At 70.2% G+C, this 17,126-nt stretch carries 14 protein-coding genes; 2 read left to right on the forward strand and 12 right to left on the reverse strand.

Going from position 1 to position 17,126, the window contains the following annotated elements:
• The first annotated feature begins 72 nt into the window (after nt 1-72).
• Nucleotides 73-1,152 (forward strand): IS630 family transposase, encoded by a 1,080-nt coding sequence (locus tag BM419_RS28325; RefSeq protein ID WP_107684798.1) that lies wholly within the window; start codon nt 73-75, stop codon nt 1,150-1,152.
• Between the two features lie 177 nt (nt 1,153-1,329).
• On the opposite strand, the gene BM419_RS28330 is transcribed toward BM419_RS28325, so the two are convergent.
• The 10 genes from BM419_RS28330 to BM419_RS28375 form a co-directional block, all read right to left on the reverse strand.
• Entirely contained in the window at nt 1,330-2,262 is a 933-nt protein-coding gene (locus BM419_RS28330) for a 2-hydroxyacid dehydrogenase (RefSeq protein WP_056530282.1), read from the reverse strand.
• 4 nt (nt 2,263-2,266) lie between these two features.
• Entirely contained in the window at nt 2,267-3,121 is an 855-nt protein-coding gene (locus BM419_RS28335) for a GntR family transcriptional regulator (protein WP_056530285.1), read from the reverse strand.
• Nucleotides 3,122-3,155: 34 nt separating this feature from the next.
• Nucleotides 3,156-4,457, reverse strand: coding sequence for an aspartate aminotransferase family protein (locus BM419_RS28340; protein WP_056530288.1), 1,302 nt, complete (start codon nt 4,455-4,457; stop codon nt 3,156-3,158).
• 9 nt (nt 4,458-4,466) lie between these two features.
• A complete protein-coding gene (locus BM419_RS28345) occupies nt 4,467-5,534 on the reverse strand; it encodes a phosphotransferase (RefSeq protein ID WP_082557985.1) in 1,068 nt (355 codons plus the stop codon).
• A gap of 44 nt (nt 5,535-5,578) precedes the next feature.
• Complete coding sequence (locus BM419_RS28350) at nt 5,579-7,018, reverse strand: amidase (protein WP_175556399.1); 1,440 nt, start codon at nt 7,016-7,018, stop codon at nt 5,579-5,581.
• 5 nt (nt 7,019-7,023) lie between these two features.
• Entirely contained in the window at nt 7,024-8,373 is a 1,350-nt protein-coding gene (locus BM419_RS28355) for an aspartate aminotransferase family protein (RefSeq protein ID WP_056530291.1), read from the reverse strand.
• Complete coding sequence (locus tag BM419_RS28360) at nt 8,373-10,082, reverse strand: ABC transporter ATP-binding protein (RefSeq protein ID WP_091928411.1); 1,710 nt, start codon at nt 10,080-10,082, stop codon at nt 8,373-8,375. The genes BM419_RS28355 and BM419_RS28360 overlap by 1 nt, the downstream gene beginning before the upstream one ends.
• An 11-nt stretch (nt 10,083-10,093) precedes the next feature.
• Nucleotides 10,094-10,933 carry an ABC transporter permease gene (locus BM419_RS28365; protein WP_056530297.1) on the reverse strand — a complete coding sequence of 280 codons (840 nt, stop codon included), beginning with the start codon at nt 10,931-10,933 and terminating at the stop codon, nt 10,094-10,096.
• Nucleotides 10,930-11,901, reverse strand: coding sequence for an ABC transporter permease (locus BM419_RS28370; RefSeq protein ID WP_056530300.1), 972 nt, complete (start codon nt 11,899-11,901; stop codon nt 10,930-10,932). Before BM419_RS28370 ends, BM419_RS28365 begins: the two co-directional genes overlap by 4 nt.
• A 116-nt stretch (nt 11,902-12,017) precedes the next feature.
• Nucleotides 12,018-13,571, reverse strand: coding sequence for an ABC transporter substrate-binding protein (locus tag BM419_RS28375; protein WP_056530303.1), 1,554 nt, complete (start codon nt 13,569-13,571; stop codon nt 12,018-12,020).
• A gap of 847 nt (nt 13,572-14,418) precedes the next feature.
• Here BM419_RS28375 and BM419_RS28380 point away from each other — a divergent pair.
• Nucleotides 14,419-15,669, forward strand: coding sequence for a flavin-containing monooxygenase (locus BM419_RS28380; RefSeq protein WP_056530306.1), 1,251 nt, complete (start codon nt 14,419-14,421; stop codon nt 15,667-15,669).
• 69 nt (nt 15,670-15,738) lie between these two features.
• Here the strand turns inward: BM419_RS28380 and BM419_RS28385 are convergent, their stop codons facing one another.
• Together BM419_RS28385 and BM419_RS28390 are read right to left on the reverse strand one after the other, a co-directional pair.
• The gene (locus BM419_RS28385) at nt 15,739-16,671 is read right to left on the reverse strand and encodes a 2-hydroxyacid dehydrogenase (protein WP_082557987.1); all 933 of its coding nucleotides are present in this window, start codon (nt 16,669-16,671) and stop codon (nt 15,739-15,741) included.
• Nucleotides 16,668-17,123: a type II 3-dehydroquinate dehydratase gene (locus BM419_RS28390; RefSeq protein WP_056530308.1), complete on the reverse strand. Its 456-nt coding sequence runs from the start codon at nt 17,121-17,123 to the stop codon at nt 16,668-16,670. Before BM419_RS28390 ends, BM419_RS28385 begins: the two co-directional genes overlap by 4 nt.
• Between the last annotated feature and the right edge of the window lie 3 nt (nt 17,124-17,126).

A 17,126-nucleotide genomic window follows, 5' to 3' on the forward strand; every position in this document is an offset into this window, starting at 1 on the left:
CTAGTGGTTGAGCCCTAACGGTTGAGTCCGTGTGGGGTTTCGGTTTGAGGCCCATCCTGCGAGTCTAGCGGGATGCGCAGTGGTATATCTTTCACGCTCTCAACCTCGGATCGCCTTCGGCTCGAAGCACTCGTTGCGGATCGAAACACGTCGCAGAAGCACGTCTGGCGCGCCCGCATCGCGCTGCTGAGTGCCAATGGACTCGGGACGCACGCGATCATGCGTGAGGCAGGCGTGTCCAAGACGGTGGTCTGGCGCTGGCAGGACCGCTTCGCGCAGGAGGGCGTCGACGGACTCCTTCGGGACAAGACGCGGCCGGCGCGCATCCCGCCGCTGGGGCCGGAGGTGGCGGCGCGCGTAGTGGCTCTGACGCAAGGAGATCCGCCCGGCGAGACCACGCATTGGACGGCCGCCGCCATGAGCAAGGCCGCGGCCATCAGCGTCTCGTCGGTGCAGCGGATCTGGCGGGGGCACGGCCTACAGCCGCATCGGGTCCGGCAGTTCAAGCTCTCCACCGACCCAGCCTTCGCCGCCAAATTGCGCGACGTCGTCGGGCTCTACGTCGATCCGCCCGCTCATGCCGTCGTCCTCTCGGTCGACGAGAAGAGCCAGATCCAGGCGCTCGCCCGCACGCAGGCCCCGTTGCCGATGAAGCCGGGCTACCCGACGACGCGCACCCACGACTACAAGCGCCACGGGACGACGACCCTGTTTGCCGCTCTGGACGTGCTGGAGGGCAAGGTGATCGGCCGCTGCATGCAGCGCCACCGACATCAGGAGTTCATCCGCTTCCTCAACGCGGTCGAAGCGGCGGTTCCGGAGGGCAAGATCGTCCACGCGATCCTGGACAACTATGCCGTCCACAAGCACCCGAAGGTCCGTGCTTGGCTCGGCCGCCACCCGCGCTGGACCTTCCACTTCACCCCGACCTCAGCCTCGTGGCTCAATGCCGTCGAGGGCTTCTTCGCCAAGCTCGCAAAACGCCGGCTCCGACGCGGCGTGTTCGGATCGCTGATCGAGGTGCAGGCCGCCATCAAACGCTTCATCGCCGAGAGCAACGGCGACCCGAAGCCCTTCGTCTGGACCGCCGACCCGGATCGCATCATCCAGGCCGCGAAGCGCGGGCACCAAGTGTTAGACTCGCACCACTAGACGGTTATGAGTCCTTCGTGAGTCGCAAATATCGCCGGGCGGCCCTGTTCCCGAATGTATCCCAGATGACGATATCGCGGAAGAAACTCTGACGACCGGGCCCTGCCGGCCGCTTCTCCTCGTCACACGGTGCGGATGTCGGCCGGACCAATTTAATCCGGAAATCGTCGACGGCGCTCAGAAACCGCGGCCGCGGTCGACCCGGTTGAGAAGCGGCTGCCCGTCCCGGCAGGCCCGGACCGCCGCGATCATCTGGCGGGCGGCGTCGTCCGGCTGGCTCGCGCTGGCGCTGTGGGGCGTCACGAGGATCCGCGGGTGTCCGAGGAGCGGATGATCCGCGGGCGGCGGTTCCTCCGACAGCACGTCGAGAATGGCCGCCCGGAGCTGGCCCGTGTCCAGCGCCGCGATCAGGTCGCCCTCGACGACATGGGCCCCCCGCCCCGCATTCAGGAGCGCCGCCCCGACCGGGAGATGCCGGAACAGGTCCCTGTCGAGCAGTCCGCGCGTCTCCGGCGTCAGGGGCAGCAGGCACACGAGGATGTCGCAGCCGGACAGGAAGTCGGGGAGCGCCGCGCGGCCGGCGAAGCACGCGACGCGCTCCAGCGTCCTGGGGCTTCTCGCCCAGCCGCGGACCTCGAAGCCGAACCCGGCCAGGGCCGCGGCCGCCGCGCTCCCGAGCACGCCCAGGCCGAGGATCCCGACACGGGTGCTCCGCGCCGTGCGGATCGCGCGCGGGTTCCAGAGGCCCCGGCGGGTCTCGTCCGCGTAGAGGACGAGGTCCCGGTGCAGAGCCAGCACGCCGAGCGTGACGTACTCGACCATCGAGCGCGTGACGTCGGGGGCGACCATGCGGACGATGTCCACGTGCTCCGGCAGGGCCTCGAGCGGCAGGTGATCGATCCCGGCCCCGACGGAGAACACGAGGCGCAGGTCCGGCATCCGGGCGGCCAGGTCCGCGGGCGGCTTCCACCCGGCGAAGGCGCTCACGCCGGGAAACCGCGTTCCGTGCGCCCAGTCGATCAGGCTCAGCTCCGGCGCCTCCCGGGCGAACACGTCATGCCAGACGCGGGCGTGCTCCGGTACGGTCTTGAGAACGACGGGGATCGCCATCCCCCTACACGGCTCCCGGTGCAGTCCGGCGGCCCGCGACGCGGCGTCGGGCGCCCCGCCTCGGCGCTCCTTCGGCGCCATTGGGCAGCGCGGGGGACCCGGCCTGCTCGGACTGCCTCAGAAGGGCAAAGGCCGGCGATGCGGGGTCGAACGCGACGAGATCGGGCTCCCGCGCCAGCAGGATCCGCAACGAGTTCAGCGTCCCGCCCAGATGCGTGCGCAGGAGCGAAACCGCGGTCTGCGCGTCCCGGCGGCACAGCGCCTCGAAGATCGCCCTGTGCTCGTCGAGCACCTCCACATGGTAGTTCTGCAGCGGGAAGGCGTTGCGCCGCACGCGGTCGAGCTGGCCGGTGGCGAGATGGATCGTGTCCCAGACGCGGGGAAAGCCGGCGCAGGCGCACAGGAGCCGGTGGAAGTCGTTGTCCAGGGCGAAGGACTCGGCGTTGTCGCCGCGCCGGGCCGCGTCCGCCTCACGGAAGAGGACGAGCTCGAAGGCGGACCGGCGGGCGGGCTCGAAGCGCTCGGCCGCCAGGGCCACCATCCGCAGTTCCAGGCTCTCACGCACGAGCTGGCCCTCGATCACCTCGTCCAGGATGATCTTGTTGACGAAGGTGGCGTCGCTCGGGACCACGGTCACCAGCCGCTGCTGCGCGAGCCTCAGGATCGCGTCCCGCAGGGGCGTGCGCGACACTCCGAGCTCGTCGCAGAGATCCTTCTCCACGAGGCGCGCGCCCGGCTTCAGCTGCATGGCGATGATGGCCTCGCGCAGGGTCGCGTAGACCCGCGCCGCCTTCGGCAGATCGGCGCGCAGGGCCGGTCCCGCCGTCGGACTCGGATCCAGGACTTCCGCCGGATGCATGGGTCGTCTCCTGCCAGGTTGCGCGTTCTTCTTGTCAGGCCGCACCGTCCAGGGTTTTTCCCAGGACCTCAAGAAAGAGTGCGGCGTGCTCGGCGGAGAACGTCAGCGGCGGGCGGATTTTCAGCACGTTGTCGTGGGGGCCGGACGCGCTGATCAGGACGCCCTCTTCGCGCAGGGCGTTGACGACCCGCTTCGCCAGCGCCGCGTCGGGGGCGCGGCTCGCGCGGCAGGCGACGAGGTCGAGGCCGAGGAACAGGCCCGCGCCCCGCACGTCGCCGATGGACGGGATCCGCGCCATCAGCGCCCGCATCCCCTCCAGCATCAGGCCGCCGGTGTCGGCGGCATTCGCCACGAGGTCCTGATCCGCCAGAATGTCGAGCACCGCCCCGGCCGCCGCGATCGAGACCGTGTTGGCGCCGAAGGTGTTGAAGTAGCGCACGTCCCGGCCGAATTTTTCCGCCACCTCGGGCCGCATCGCGACCCCGGCGATGGGCAGGCCGTTGCCCATCGGCTTGCCCATCACGGCCATGTCGGGGACGATGCCGTGGCGGGCGAAGCCCCACATGCCAGCCCCGGTCCGGCCGAAGCCCGGCTGCACCTCGTCGGCGATGTAGAGCGCGCCGACCTCCCGCACCGCCTCCCGGGCCGGGCGGAGGAAGCCCGCGGGCTCGGCCAGGGTCCCGTCCGTCGAGAAGATGCCGTCGGCGATGAACGCCGCGGGCCGCACGCCGTGGCGGCGCATGTCGGCGAAGGCCGCCCGGACGTCCTCGGCCAGCCGCGCGCCGACATCGATGCCGGGGTTGCGGTAGGCGTCCGGTGCCGGCACCGTCCAGACGTCGCGGCCGAGGGACACGTTGGGGCCGAGCGAGGGGGAGATCCCCGCCGTGGCCTCGGTGGTCCCGTGATAGGCGTTCCGCGTGATCACCAGACCGGTGCCGCCGGTCTGGTAGCGCGCGATCCGCAGGGCGAGGTCCACCGCCTCGGACCCCGTGCAGGTGTACATGACGTGGCCGAAGGCGGCCGGATAGGTGGACAGCAGCCGCTCGGAATAGTCGAGCACCGCCTCGTGCAGGTAGCGGGTGTGGGTGTTGAGGGTGGCCATCTGGCGCGCCACCGCCTCCACCACCCGCGGGTGGCAATGGCCGACGCAGGGCACGTTGTTGTAGGCGTCGAGGTAGCGGCGCCCCTCGGCGTCGTACAGCCAGACATCCTCGCCGCGCACGATGTGGACCGGCCGCTCGTAGAACAGCCGGTACGAGGCGCCGAGGAGGCCGCGGCGCCGGGCGATCAGCGCCTCGGCGGAAGCGGGCGGGGCGGAGCTGGACGAAGCGGTCATGGCGTGGCCTCAGGGACGGCAGGCCTCGGCGATCGCCGCGTCGATCGCCGCCGGCGCCAGGGCGTCGAGGTGCCGGAACTGCGTCCAGACGCCGGCGCTGTTGCGGGTGAGGTAGTCCCGGCGCTCGGGGAAGCGGCGGGCGCGCCATTCCGGGATCAGGACGCGCAGGGCCATCCGCGTCCGGATCGCCGTCGGCAGCAGCGCGATCTCGGCCTCCGACAGCCGGGCGACCGAGGCGTAGCCCCGCAGGAAGGCCAGGGCCGGCCCGAGGGGATCGGCGTCGAGGCCGAGCTGGTAGGCCGCCGCGATCGCCACGTCGAACATCCGGGCGGTGCGGACCGTGTCGCCGAAATCGATCACCCCGGTGATCCGGTCCGGATCGTCGGGGTCGACGAGGATGTTGTCGCCGCCGAGGTCGTTGTGGACCACCTGGTGCGGCAGGTCCGGCAGGGCGGGCACGATCCGCGCGGCGAACACGTCGAGGATGCCGGCGAGGCGGTCGCGCTGCCAGCCCTCGGGGAAGACGTCGAGCACGGCGCGCAGCCGCCCGGCATGCCGCAGGTCCCAGGAGGAGACGTGGTCCGCCGCCGGGTCCGTGAAGCTCTTAAGCGCGCCCTGGAGGCGGGCCAGCAGCGCCCCGGCCGCCCGGCGCTGCCCGTCGGTCCGGGGGCCGGCGGCCTGCGAGCGCCCCGGCGTGAAGGTGGTGAGCCGCACGGTGCGGCGATCCTCCGGCGCGACGGTGATGCGCAGGTCCGGCTCGCCCGCGCGGGTCGGCACGATCCGCGGCAGCGGCAGGTCGGGCGCGGCCCGCGCGACGTGGATCAGGGCGTTGCTGTGCAGGCGGGACACCGCGGGATCCTCGCCGGGGCTCAGGATCTTCAGGAAGTAGGCGGTTCCCGCCCCCGCATCGAGGCGGAAGTTCGAATCCTTCTCGCCGGCGAGCCACGTCGCCGCGCCGGCGATGCCGTAATGCGCGGCGGCGATGCCTTCGGCGGTGCGGGCATCGACGGGCTCGGCCACGACCGACAGGCCGGCGCCGATGCCGCTCTCGGGGGCGTCGATCGTGGGATGGGACATCGGGGATCCAGACAGGTGCTTCGAGACCGGCGCGCCCTGCGCCCTCAGGCGGGCCGGACCACAGGGGCGTCCGGGAACGCCTCCGGGTAGGCGGCTTGGTAGGCCGCGGCGGCCCGCAGGACGAGGTCGTCCCGGAACCGGGCGGCGACCATCTGCAGCCCGATCGGCAGGCCGCCCGAATCGAAGCCGCAGGGCACCGAGAGCGCGGCCTGGCCGGTCATGTTGAACGGGTAGGTGAAGGGGCTCCAGTCGGTCCAGTCGGTCATGCCCTGCCCCTCGGGGAAGTCGATGCCCGCCGGGATCGCGGTGACCGGCATGGTCGGGGAGAGGAGCAGGTCGTAGCGCGCGTGGAAGCGCGCCATCGTGACCTTCAGCTCGGCCCGGACCTGCTCCGCCGCCAGGAGGTCCGTCGCGCTGGTGCGGCGACCGATCGCGGCGACGGCGACGAATCCGGGATCCATGCGCGCGCGATCCGTCTCGGTGGGGGCGCAGCGATCCACGAGGACCGCCATGGCGGAGAACCAGATCACCCGCAGCGCCTCCAGGGGCGAGGCGAAGCCGGGATCGGCCTCCTCGACGACGGCGCCCATCGCGGCGAGGCGGGCGGCGGCCCGGTCCACCGCGGCGGCGACCTCGGGATCGACGCGGGCGTAGCCGAAGGTCCGGCTGTAGCCGATGCGCAGGCCCGCGACGCCGCCGCGGGCGGCCTCCGTCCAGTCCGGGACGGGGCTCGGGCAGTCGCCGTACAGACCGTCCGGGGACGGGCCCGTGACGGCGTTCAGGAACAGGGCGGAATCCGCCACCGTCCGGGTGAGCGGGCCGCGATGGGCCATGTCCCGCAGCGGCGTCGGCGCGTCGGTAGCCAGCCAGCCGAAGGTCGGCTTGATCCCGAAGACGCCGCAGAACGACGACGGGATGCGGATCGAGCCCGCCCCGTCGGATCCCTCGTGCAGCACGCCCATGTTCAGGGCGGCGGCGACGCCGGCCCCGCCCGAGGAGCCCCCCGAGGCCCGGTCGGCGCCCCAGGGATTGACGGTGTTGCCGAAGGCCGGGCCGTGGGTCACGCCCTTCCAGCCGAATTCCGGCGACGTGGTCGTGCCGAGGATGACCGCCCCGGCGGCGCGCAGGCGCCGCATCACCAGGATCTCGTCGGTGGCCGGGGCCTCGCCGGTGAGCTTCGAGCCCCGCCGCCACGGGATGCCCTTGACGGCGGTCAGTTCCTTGATCGTCGTCGGCACCCCGTCGATCGGGCCGAGGGCCTCGCCCTTCGCCCAGCGCGCCTCCGAGGCCCGCGCGGCCTCGATTGCGAGGTCGGGCGCGACATACGCGAAGGCATTCACCTGCGGATTGAAACGCTCGATGCGCGCAAGCGCCGCCTGCGCGGCCTCGACCGGCGAGGCCCGGCCGGACGCGAACAGCGCCCCGAGTTCCACCGCGTCCATTGCGCCGAGATCGGTCCGGGTCGTCGTGCGGATCTGGTCCATCGGGCTCACGCGGCGATCGTGTCGAGGGCGCGGCCGACGGCGTCGAACATCGCGCCGATCTGCTCCGCGGTGATGATCAGCGGCGGGCAGAAGCACAGGGAATCGCCGATGGCGCGGGCGATCACCCCCTGTTCGAGGGCGGCGGCCTGGAGCGCGGCGCCGGCCGCGCCGGGCTTCGCCCCGGGTGCCGTCGCGGGCTTCAGCTCGAGGGCCCCGATCAGGCCGACGCCGCGCCACGTCTTCACCAGGGGGTGCTCGGCGAGCCCGGCCAGCCGGTCGAGGAAGAGCGGGCTGAGGCGCCGGCAATTCCCCACGAGGTCGCGCTCCTCGATGATCCGGATGTTCTCCAGGCCGACCGCGGTGGCGACGGGATGGCCCGAGGCCGTGTAGCCGTGGCCGAGCACGCCGAGCCGGGCGGATTCGTCGGCGATCGGCTCGTAGAAGTTCGCGTTCATCAGGATCGCCGAGAGCGGCATGTACGAGGAGGAGATCTGCTTCGAGAGGACCATCACGTCCGGCTCGATGCCGAAGGTCTCGCAGCCGAACATTGCCCCTGTGCGCCCGAAGCCGCAGATCACCTCGTCGGCCACCAGCAGCACGTCGTAGCGGCGCAGCACCGCCTGGATCTCCGCCCAGTAGTTCTCCGGCGGGACGTAGACCCCGCCTGAGGCCATCACCGGCTCGCCGAAGAAGGCCGCCACGGTGTCCGGCCCCTCGGCCAGGATCAATGCTTCGAGTTCGTCCGCCATGCGCCGGGAGAACGCGGCCTCGCTCTCGCCCGGCAGGGCCGACCCGGCGTAGTCGGGGCAGGAGACGTGCCGCATCCGGTCGAGCGGCAGGTCGAAGCTCTCGTGGTTGCGCGGAAGGCCGGTGATCGAGCCCGCCGCGATGGTGACGCCGTGATAGCCCTTCAGGCGGCCGATGATCTTCTTCTTCTCCGGCTTGCCCAGCGCGTTCGAGCGGTACCACGCCAGCTTGACGACGAGGTCGTTGGCCTCGGATCCGGAGGAGGTGAAGTGCACCTTCGACATCGGGACCGGCGCCAGGCTGATCAGCTTCTCGGCGAGGTCGACCGAGGGGCCGTGCGTCTTGTGCGCGAAGATGTGGTAGTACGAGAGCTGGTCCATCTGCCGCTTGGCGGCGTCTGACAGGCGCCGCTCGCCAAAGCCCACGGCGACCGACCAGAGACCCGCCAGCCCCTCGATGTAGCGCCGGCCGGCATTGTCGTAGACGTAGATCCCCTCCCCCCGCTCGATCACGAGCGCACCGGTCTTGTCGTAGTTGCGCAGGTCGACCAGCGGATGGAGCTGGTAGGCGATGTCGCGCGCCTCGACGGAGTTGGGCATGAAGGTCATCAGACGGGTGTCCTGATCGCGGCGGCAGGGAGAGCGAAGGCGGGGGCCTCCGGCGGGGTCGTGCGGGGCCTGCGGCCGGGGATCGCCGCCACGAGGCTGCGCGTGTAGGGCTCGCGCGGGTTCGAGAAGATCTCGGGCCCCGGCCCGATCTCCACGACCGAGCCCTTCTCCATCACCATCACGCGGTCGCAGATCTTGGCCGCAACCCGCAGGTCGTGGGTGATGAACAGGAGCGAGAGGTGCAGCTCCCGCTTCAACTCGTCGAGGAGGTCGAGGATCTGGGCCTGGATCGAGACGTCGAGGGCGCTGACCGCCTCGTCGGCCACGATGATCTCGGGCTTGAGCGCCAGGGACCGGGCGATGCCGATGCGCTGGCGCTGCCCCCCGGAGAACTCGTGGGGGTAGCGGTCCGCCGCCGAGCCGTCGAGGCCGACGCGCTCGAGCAGCGCGGACGCGGCTTTCAGGGCGGTCCCGACATCCTCGCCGTAGGCGATCGGGCCGTCGGCGATGGCCCGCCCGACGCGCACCCGCGGGTTCAGCGAGCCGTAGGGATCCTGGAAGACCATCTGGATCCGCCGCCGCGCCTGCCGCAGGGCCTCGCCCGACAGGCCGGCCATGTCGACGCCGCCGAGGCGCACCCGTCCGCCGTCCGGGTCCTGGAGCCGCACGAGGCACCGCCCCACCGAGGACTTGCCCGACCCGCTCTCGCCGACGATGCCCAGGGTCTCGCCGCGGCCGAGGGTGAACGAGACGTCGCGCAACGCCGCGACGGTCCGGGGCGCCCGGAACAGGCCGCCGCCGAGCGTGTAGGTCTTGGTCAGTCCCTCGACGTCGAGGACGGGAGCCCGGGGTGCCGCCCGCGCCGCCCGACCGGCCCCGACCCCGGCCCCGGCCTCCATGTCGGGGATCGCGGCGATCAGCTTGGCGGTATAGGGGTGGCGCGGCCGCTCGAGGATGTCGACGGCGCGGCCCTCCTCGACGATCCGGCCGTGCTGCATCACCGCCACCCGGTCGGCGATCTCGGCGACCACGCCGAAATCGTGGGTGATGAACATCACCGCCATGCCGCGCCGGGCCTGGAGATCGCGGATCAGGCGCAGGATCTGCGCCTGGGTGGTGACGTCGAGGGCGGTGGTCGGCTCGTCGGCGATCAGCACCTGCGGTTCGAGCGCCAGCGCCATGGCGATCATCACGCGCTGCCGCTGGCCGCCCGAGAGCTGGAACGGGTACGCGGCGGCGGCGCGGGCGGGGTCGGGCAGGCCGACCTCGGCCAGCAGCTCGAGGGCCCGGCTCCGGCGCGTCCGCGGCGTCAGCAGGCCGTGCGCCGCGAAGACCTCGGCGATCTGCGCCTCGATCCGCATCAGCGGGTTGAGGGCCGTCATCGGCTCCTGGAAGATCATCGCGATGCGCCGCCCGCGCACCGCGTAGAGGTCCGCCTCGTCGAGGGTGAGCAGGTCGGTCCCGCCGAGGAGGATCCGCCCGCCGACCGGCCGCACCGTCTCCGGCAGGAGACCCATCGCGGCGTTGGCCGACATCGACTTGCCCGACCCGCTCTCGCCGACGATGCAGAGGATCTCGCCGGCCCTCAGCGTGAAGCTCACTCTGTCCACCGCGTAAGGGCGGTCCGCGCCGGGCGGCAGGGCGATGGCGAGCTTCTCGACGACGAGGACCGGCTCGCCGGCGGCGTGAGTTTGCGGGGCGACGGTCATGGCTGCGGCCCTCATCGCGTCTTGCGCGACAGGCGCGGGTTGAGGGCGTCGTTCAGCCCCTCGCCGACGAGGTTCAGGGCGAGCACCGTCAGGAGAATCGCGACGCCGGGAAACAGGCTCACCCACCACGCCTGCCGGATCACTGTGCGCCCGGCGCCGATGACGTAGCCCCACGACATGATGTTGGGGTCGCCGAGCCCCATGAACGATAGGGCGCTCTCGAGCAGGATGGCGGCCGCCACCATCATGGTCCCGAGGACGATGACCGGCGAGAGCGTGTTAGGCAGGATCTGCCGCAGGATGATCGGGCCGCTGCGCTGGCCCGACAGCACCGCGGCCTGCACGAATTCCCGGCCGCGCAGCGCCATCACCTCGCCCCGCAGGAGCCGGGCCACCGGCGGCCAGCTCACGATCGCGATCGCCGCCACGATGGAGACGAGGCTCGGCCGGAAGATCGCCACCAGCACCACCGCGAGGGCGAAGTTCGGCACGCTCTGGAAGAACTCGGTGAAGCGCATCAGCAGGTCGTCGACCCGGCCGCCGAAATAGCCCGCGACGGCCCCGATCGGGATGCCGATCAGCAGGGCCGCGAGCGTCGAGACGAAGCCGACCAGCAGCGACACCCCGGCCCCGTGGGCGACCGCGGAGGCGATGTCCCGGCCCATCGTGTCGGTGCCCAGCGGGAAGCCGCTGTTGGTGAAGGGCGGCAGGAACGGGCGCTGCACCATCGCCCAGGGGGAGCGCGGGTAGAGCGCCGGCGCCGCCATCGCCAGGACCAGCACCAGGACGAGGATGACGATCCCCGCCACCGCGCCGCGGTTGCGGGCGTATCGGACCCAGAACGCCGTCATGCCGCAGCTCCGATACGGGGATCCACCAGCCGGTAGAGGATGTCGGTGATGAGGTTGAAGGCCAGCACCAGGGCGGCGGAGACGACGAAGATGCCGAGGAGGAGGTTGTAGTCGCGCTGCTCCAGGGCCTCGAACATCAGCCGGCCGATGCCCGGCCACGCGAACACGGTCTCGATCAGCACGGCGCCGCCCACGAGCTGGCCCGCCTGGAGGCCCGCCAGCGTCACGACCGGCAGGATGGCGTTGCGCAGGATGTGGCGGACCAGCACGGCGCGGGGGCGCAGCCCCTTGGCGCGGGCGGTCCGCACGAAGTCGAGCCGGCTCACCTCCAGCACCGAGGCCCGGGTCATGCGGGCGTAGACCGCCATGAAGAACAGGCCGAGGGTCAGGGCCGGCAGCACGAGGTGGTGGAGGATGTCGGCCGCCCGGTCGAGGCCGCTGTAGCCCGACCCGACGCTCTCGTAGCCGAAGCCGGGAAACCAGCCGAGCTGCACCGAGAACAGCAGCACCGCCATCAGCGCCAGCCAGAACAGCGGCGTGGCGTAGAACAGGAGGGCGAGGGTCGAGATGACCGAGTCGGAGACCTTGCCCTGGCGCGAGGCCGCCAGCGCCCCCGCCGCTACGCCGAGGACGAGGGAGATCAGGAAGGCCGAGCCCGACAGGAGCAGGGTGGCGGGCAGCCGGTCGGTGATCAGGTCGATCACCGGCATGCCCTGGCGGTAGGAATAGCCGAAGTCGAGCCGCAGGACGTTCGCGAGGTAGGTCAGGAGCTGGATCGGCAGCGGCTTGTCGAGGCCGAAGCGCTCGCGCAGCTGCTGCAGGAAAGCGGCGTCGGCATCGCCGGCCTCGCCCGCCATCACGGAGGCCGGATCCCCCGGCGCTGCGTGGATCAGCGCGAAGTTGAGGATGACGATCCCGACGAGGATGAGCGCCATCTTGCCCAGGCGCGAGGCGATGAAGCGGGGCATGACGGGAAGGGTCCTCCGCGCGCGAGAGCCCGGCCGGGGCGGCCGGTGGCTCGGTGTCGGACGGGGCCCCGCGATCGAGGCCGGGGCATGGGGGGCGGCGTGTCGGTCCGGCGCCGTCAGCGCTTGATCCACGTATCCCGCAGCGAGTCGTTGAGACCGTTGGCGGTGGTGATCAGGTCCTGGAAATTGCACCGGTAGATGACCGGGAAGCGCAGATCGAGCAGCCACGCCACGGGCACGTCCGCCTGAACCGCCTTCTGGACCTCGTCGTAGAGGTCCTGGCGCTTCCCGGCCGGCGTCGCCAGGGCCGCCTTGGCGAACAGCGCGTCCACGGCCGGGTTCGCGTAGCCCTCGACGTTGTTCCAGGGATTGCCCTTGGAAATCTGCGAGCTGATGTAGTTCCGCTCGACGCCGAGGGCCGGGTCGCCGTTCTGGAACAGGAAGGTGAAGGCCATGTCGTAGTCCCACTGGGACACGCGCTGGTTCCAGCCCGCCACGTCGGTGGCCTGGATCTCGACCGGGATGCCGACATCGCCGAGATTCTGCTTCACGGCCTCCGCCCAGCGCTGCCACGTCTCGCCGTAGGGGAGCGGCAGCAGCTTCAGCGGCTTGCCGTCGTAGTGCATCTCGGCGAGCAGCGCCTTGGCCTTCTTCGGATCGTGCGGATACTGCGGCTGGACGGCCTTGTAGAACGGTGTCGTCCCGGCGATCGGACCGGTGGCGACCTTGCCGATCCCGTTCCACAGGACGTCGAGGGCGAACTGCCGGTCCATGGCGTACATGACCGCCTGGCGAAACCGCACGTCGTTCATCGGCGGCTTGCGGTTGTTCAGCCAGAGAAACGACAGGGGCGAGTCGAACTCCTGTCCCTTCTGCGAGACGCAGGTGTTCTTCAGGGTCGTCAGCCGCGGCACGTCGAAATTCTCGACGGACCCGCCCGGCAGCACGTCGACCTTGCCGGTCTCGTAAGCCACGGCGCGCGAGGCGCCGTCCGGGATGACGTGGTAGTAGATGTCCTGAAGATAAGGCTTGCCGGTGAGATAGTAAGTCTCGTTCTTGACGAGGTGGATTGCGCTGCCCTTCCGCCAGCTCTCGAACTTGAACGGCCCGGTGCCGATCGGCCGGTCGTTCGCCGGGTTCGACGCGTAGTCGGTGCCCTCGTAGATGTGTTTGGGCACCATCGGCATCACCCAGAAGGCGAAGCTGCGGATGAAGGGCTCGAAGGGTTCCTTGAGGGTGAAGACCACCGTGTGATCGTCCGGCGCGGCGACACCGGCCACGCGGGTCATCGTGTTCCTGTGCCGCGGCTGCGTCTTCACGAGGAAGTCGTTGACCGAGAACAGAACGTCGGCCGCGGTAAACGGCTTGCCGTCGTGCCACGTCACCCCTTCATTGAGGTGGAACGTGTAGCGCAGCCCGTCGGGAGAGATCTCCCAGCTCTTCGCGAGGGACGGCAGTGGCTTGAGCTTGTCGTCGTAGCGCAGCAACCCCTCGTAGATCTGCCCGGCCACGAGCTGCGTCGGCGCGTTGGTCACGAGGCCCAGCATCAGGCTGGGCGGTTCCGGCTGGACGATCAGGTTGGCGCGACCGCCCGGGACGGGCTGCGCCTGACCGGCGGACGGTGCGGCGAGAGCCGCGATCGTGAGCAAGACTCGAAGGATGTGCGACATGGAAGCCTCGTACACTGACATTGCATGCGCGGAAAATCGATGTCGTAAGTATTTTATTTGATCTTGCCTTGTCGGAGCCGAGATTTATTCTCCACCATCTGAAGGCTGGCGGACTCACCCAAATGAGTGGTCGAGACTGTCCGGTCCGTGCCGATGCCCCGCGATATATCGGTATATCATTAGCGAATCAGAGCTTTGTCAAACCGTGGCGGCGGAGAAAGGCGCCACACGGCGCCTCTTTGTGCGCCATGGGCGCTCAAATGTTCAGCCTGCGGATCAGCGTGATGAGGCGCGGTCTGTTCGATCTGGGCCGCGCGGCAGGAACAGCAGCAATGGCCTGTTTCAGACCTGCTCTCGCATCAGGGTCGGATCGGACCCTCGTAGCATCCGAAGGCGAAATGAACGGAGATTGACATCCGGCATAGCATGCAGAGCTGATATCGGCTTCGGAACTGCCAGAGGCGACTATCGAACCTCTCGATCGGGCGCGGATGAGCTGGGTAGTTCTGGATGCTCACGAGCGGACGCGGCGAAGTGAGGCTGGTCAGAGTCTGGTGGGCGATCACGCAGTTTCGACGAGCCATCGGGGGCAGCTCTATCTATGCGTCGACGCGTAAGCCCGCGTTGGCGGAACGACCGCGCACCGCAGCCTTCAGCCAGGATCCGGCAATTCGCATTTTCCGAAGCACACCATAAGATAATCGTACTTCTCATCTGCGGTCCGTTCTAGCAGACCCAACTCACCAATCACCGTCACCGGCCCCGCGTACGACAGGTCGAAATCGCCTGTTCTCACCCCGCCGGCGGATCTCGTGATTGAAGCGTCTGCAAGTTTTCGGGAGCTGACATGGCAGTCGAGACCACAGACACCCTGGTCGTGGGAGCGGGCCAGTCGGGTATCGCGATGAGCGAGCATCTCAGCGCATTGAAGATCCCGCACATCGTGCTGGAGCGGGGGCGTATCGCGGAGAACTGGAGCTCCATGCGCTGGGACTCTCTCGTGGCCAACGGGCCGGCCTGGCACGATCGCTTCCCGAACCTCAAGTTCGAGGATGTGCATCCGGACGCATTTCCGAGCAAAGATCGCGTCGCGAAATACTTCAACGATTACGCTGCGATGATCGAGGCTCCCATTCGGACCGGCGTGGAGGTCAGGCACGTCAGGCACAGCCAGGGTCGCCCCGGCTACACCGTGACCACGTCGGACGGCATCTTCGAGGCGCGGCGCGTCGTTGCGGCGACCGGACCGTTCCAAGTGCCTTCGTTCCCGGACATCGTTCCCAGGGACGCGGCAGTCCATCAGTTACACTCCTCAGCATACAAGAATCCCGGCCAGCTGGCGGACGGCGCCGTGCTGGTCGTCGGATGCGGCGCGTCCGGCTCGCAGATCGCGGAGGAGCTCTGCAAGGCTGGACGGCGAGTCTACTTGTCCGTCGGCGAGCACTACCGGCCGCCCCGCGCCTATCGCCAGCGGGACTACTGTTGGTGGCTGGGCGCGCTCGGCCTCTGGGACGAAGTCAAGTCGAAGCGCAAGAAGCGCCACGTCGCCTTCGCGGTGAGCGGCTACGAGGGCGGCCGGACCGTCGATTTCCGGCGCCTGGCGCATATGGGCGTCACGCTGGTCGGCGTGACCCGCGCTTACGAGAACGGCACGCTCCACTTCGCGGACGACCTCGTGCGGAACATCGCCGAGGGCGACGAGGCCTATTTCGAGGTCCTCCGGGACGCCGACGCCTATATCGCGCGCAAGGGCATGAACCTGCCGCCCGAGCCCGAGGCGTGGCAGCGCTACGAGGACCCGGACTGCCTCAAGGAGCCGATCCTCAGCCTCGACTTGGGCAGAGCCGGCATCGGCACCATCCTGTGGGCGACCGGTTTCAGGTACGATTTCAGCTGGCTCGACGTCGACGCGTTCGACGAGCAGGGCATGCCCCTGCACAAGCGCGGCGTCTCCGCGGAGAACGGCATCTACTTCCTCGGCCTCCCCGACCTGACCAACCGCGCCTCCGCCTTCATCTACGGCTGCTGGCAGGATGCGAAGCACATCGCCGACCACATCGTGATCCAGCGCAACTACGACGCCTATACCCGGGCCTGACGGGCCGGAATTGGGCCGGAGGCGTCGCAGGAAACGGCCGTTGGCCGTGAGATCGCCTGTGCCAGCCTCTCAGTAGCCCCGCTTCAGGTCCACGCGGTGCTCGGGCGCGCGGCCCGCGCGCACCCGGTGGATGTTCTCGGCGATCTGCCGGGCCGCAGAGGCTGGGATCGCCACCGAGGCGAGGTGCGGCGTGACGAGGACGCTCTCCATCCCCCAGAGCGGGTGTCCCGCCGCGAGCGGCTCGGTCTCGAACACGTCGAGCGTCGCCCCGCCGAGGTGGCCGGCCGCCAGAGCCGCGACGAGCGCCGCCTCGTCGATCACGGCCCCGCGCGACACGTTGACGAGCGCGGCGCCCCGCGGCAGCGCGGCGAGCTCGTCCGCCCCGATCAGGCGCCGGGTCTCAGGGGTCAGCGGCAGCATCACCACCAGGATCTCGCTCCGCGCGAGGAACGGGATCAGCGCGTCCGATCCCGCGTGGCAGTCGACTCCGGGAAGCGCCTTCGGCGTGCGCGACCAGCCGGCGACGGAGAACCCCTGCCGCGCGAGTTCGAGCGCCGCCGCGCCGCCGAGCTCTCCGAGGCCCAGCACGCCGACCCGGATTTCCCGGGCCTCGCGCGGATGGACGTAGTGCCAGCGGCCGGCCCGCTGGGCCGCCTCGAAGGCCGGGATGTCGCGGGCGTAGCGCAGCACCGCGAACAGCACGTAGTGGGTCATCATCCGTGCCATCTCGGGGTCGGACAGGCGGGTGATCGGCACGTCGGGCAGGTCGTCCCGGCCGACGAGCGCGTCGGCGCCCGCGCCCAAGATGGTGACGAGCCGCAAGCCCGGATGCCGCGCGAAGAAGCCGGTCGGTGGCTTCCAGACCAGCGCGTAGCGGACATCGTCCCCAGGCCGGATCTCGTCCGGTGCCCTGACGCGCACGTCTGGCAGCAGCGCCTCCAGCGCCGCGCGCCAGGGCTCGATCGGATCGACGGCGCTCGCGAAGACGAGGGTCTCGGTCACGCGCGGACCTCCCGCACCAGGGTGGCGAGGGCGGTGATGGCCAACTCGTAGCCGAGGCCGCCGAGCCCCGCGACCACGCCGGTCGCCGCCCGCGAGACGTAGGAATGGTGACGGAAGGGCTCCCGCTTCCAGATGTTGCTCATGTGAACCTCGACGATGGGTCCGGGAAAGGCCAGCAGCGCGTCGAGGATCGCCACGGAGGTGTAGGTGAGCCCGGCCGCGTTGACGGCGAGGCCCGCGGCCGTGCCCCGCGCCTCCTGGATCCAGTCCACGAGCACGCCCTCGTGGTTCGACTGCCGGAAGTCGAGGCCGACCCCGACGCTCTCGGCGTGCCGCTCGCAGCGCGCCTTGAGCGCGGGGAAGCTCTCCGTGCCGTAGGTGCCGCTCGGGTCGAGCCCGTACAGGTTGGCGTTCGGACCGTTCAGGAAGAGGATCGGGATCGGCGCGGTCATGGA

The sequence above is a fragment of the Methylobacterium sp. yr668 genome, from assembly GCF_900116245.1.
Lineage (GTDB): Bacteria > Pseudomonadota > Alphaproteobacteria > Rhizobiales > Beijerinckiaceae > Methylobacterium.

Excerpts from the sequence above, each read along its gene's own strand:
- BM419_RS28325 (WP_107684798.1), top strand. The coding sequence starts at position 73 with ATGCGCAGTGGTATATCTTTCACGCTCTCAACCTCGGATCGCCTTCGG.
- BM419_RS28365 (WP_056530297.1), bottom strand. The coding sequence starts at position 10,933 with ATGACGGCGTTCTGGGTCCGATACGCCCGCAACCGCGGCGCGGTGGCG.
- BM419_RS28340 (WP_056530288.1), bottom strand. The coding sequence starts at position 4,457 with ATGACCGCTTCGTCCAGCTCCGCCCCGCCCGCTTCCGCCGAGGCGCTG.
- BM419_RS28345 (WP_082557985.1), bottom strand. The coding sequence starts at position 5,534 with ATGTCCCATCCCACGATCGACGCCCCCGAGAGCGGCATCGGCGCCGGC.
- BM419_RS28355 (WP_056530291.1), bottom strand. The coding sequence starts at position 8,373 with ATGACCTTCATGCCCAACTCCGTCGAGGCGCGCGACATCGCCTACCAG.
- BM419_RS28375 (WP_056530303.1), bottom strand. The coding sequence starts at position 13,571 with ATGTCGCACATCCTTCGAGTCTTGCTCACGATCGCGGCTCTCGCCGCA.
- BM419_RS28380 (WP_056530306.1), top strand. The coding sequence starts at position 14,419 with ATGGCAGTCGAGACCACAGACACCCTGGTCGTGGGAGCGGGCCAGTCG.
- BM419_RS28370 (WP_056530300.1), bottom strand. The coding sequence starts at position 11,901 with ATGCCCCGCTTCATCGCCTCGCGCCTGGGCAAGATGGCGCTCATCCTC.
- BM419_RS28335 (WP_056530285.1), bottom strand. The coding sequence starts at position 3,121 with ATGCATCCGGCGGAAGTCCTGGATCCGAGTCCGACGGCGGGACCGGCC.
- BM419_RS28360 (WP_091928411.1), bottom strand. The coding sequence starts at position 10,082 with ATGACCGTCGCCCCGCAAACTCACGCCGCCGGCGAGCCGGTCCTCGTC.
- BM419_RS28390 (WP_056530308.1), bottom strand. The coding sequence starts at position 17,123 with ATGACCGCGCCGATCCCGATCCTCTTCCTGAACGGTCCGAACGCCAAC.
- BM419_RS28330 (WP_056530282.1), bottom strand. The coding sequence starts at position 2,262 with ATGGCGATCCCCGTCGTTCTCAAGACCGTACCGGAGCACGCCCGCGTC.
- BM419_RS28350 (WP_175556399.1), bottom strand. The coding sequence starts at position 7,018 with ATGGACCAGATCCGCACGACGACCCGGACCGATCTCGGCGCAATGGAC.